This is a genomic window from Chondromyces apiculatus DSM 436 (assembly GCF_000601485.1).
In the GTDB taxonomy this organism is placed as follows: Bacteria; Myxococcota_A; Polyangia; order Polyangiales; family Polyangiaceae; genus Chondromyces; species Chondromyces apiculatus.
In genome coordinates this window covers 1-1,461 of record NZ_ASRX01000166.1, presented here as the reverse complement: position 1 = coordinate 1,461, position 1,461 = coordinate 1, and the positions used below count along the sequence as shown (strand labels likewise).

Below are 1,461 nucleotides of genomic sequence, written 5' to 3'. Positions count from 1 at the left end.
AGCCCGTGGTCGTGGAGCCATTGGGCGTCCCTGCGCCGTTCAGGTAGGCCGACGTGTTGGTGAGGCTCGACGCGGCCGTGGTGACTACCGTGGGTGGCGTCGGCGTCGTGAAGGTCTGGACCGAGCCGAACGCCAGCCCCGCCGAGTTCTGGGTGATCGCGCAGTAGTAGTAGGTCGTCCCCGCGGTCAGCCCGGTGATCCCCTGCGAGAACGACACGGTCGACGTGCCGGAGCCGAGCGAGGAGCCGCCGGTCGTGGGCGCGCGCGTGCCGAAGGTGTCGTTGCAGCTACCCGGGCTGGCCGTGGCGAAGCGGAACCAGCCCGTGGTCGCCGCCCCGCCCGGGTTGCCCGAGCCGTTGAGCGTCGCCGTGGTCCCCGTGAGCAGCGTCGCGCTCCCGGTCGTCGCCGTCGGCGGGTTGGCCACCGTCGTGAACGACAGCACCGCGCCGAACGCGGTGCCGTAGTTGTTCCGCGCGATCGCGCAGTAGTAGTAGGTCGTCGCCGGGGTGAGGCCACTGAGCGCACGCGAGAAGACGACAGGCGAGGTGCCCGCGCCGAGCGACGAGTCGGAGCTGCTGGTGGTCGGCGCCCGGGTGCCGAACGAGTCGTTGCACGCGCCAGGGTTGGCCGTGGCGTAGCGGAAGTACCCGAAGGCGGGGTCGAGGTTGGGCGTCGCGGACCCGTTGAGGGTCGCCGTGGTCGAGGTCACCAGCGTCGCCGCCGCGCTCGTCACCGTCGGGGCGCCCGGCGTCGTGAACGACAGCACCGCGCCGAACGCCGTCCCCTCGGCGCTCGAAACGATCGCGCAGAAGTAGTAGGTCGTCCCCGGCGACAGGCCGCTGACCGGCTGCGAGAAGCCCGTGGACGAGTAGCCCGCGCCCAGCGAGGTGCCGCCGCTCGTCGGCGCCCGCGAGCCGAACGTGTCGTCGCAGGCGCCCGGGTTGGCGAGGCTGTAGCGGAACCAGCCCGTCGTCGCGGAGCCGTTGGGCGTCCCCGCGCCGTTCAGGTAGGCCGACGTGTTGGTGAGGCTCGACGCGGCCGTGGTGGTGACCGTGGGCGGAATGGGCGTCGTGAAGGTGAGGACCGAGCCGAGCGCGGTCCCCACCGCGTTCTGGGTGATCGCGCAGTAGTAGTAGGTCGTCCCCGCGGTCAGCCCGGTGATCCCTTGCGAGAACGACGCCGACGAGGTGCCCGCGCCGAGCGAGGAGCCGCCGGTCGTGGGCGCGCGCGTGCCGAAGGTGTCGTTGCACGTGCCCGGGCTGACCGTGCTGTAGCGGAACCAGCCCGTGGTCGCGGCGCCGCCCGGGTTGCCCGAGGCATTGAGCGTCGCCGTGGTGCTCGTGAGCAGCGTCGCGCTCCCCGTCGTCACCGTCGGCGGGGTGGCCAGCGTCGTCAACGACAGCACCGCGCCGAACACGGTGCCGTAGTTGTTCCGGACGATGGCGCAGAAGTAGTAGGTCG

The 1,461-nt window shown here is 71.9% G+C and carries 1 pseudogene; it reads right to left on the bottom strand.

Going from position 1 to position 1,461, the window contains the following annotated elements:
• A pseudogene (locus tag CAP_RS53185) lies at positions 1-1,461 on the bottom strand (hypothetical protein); the annotation flags it as partial.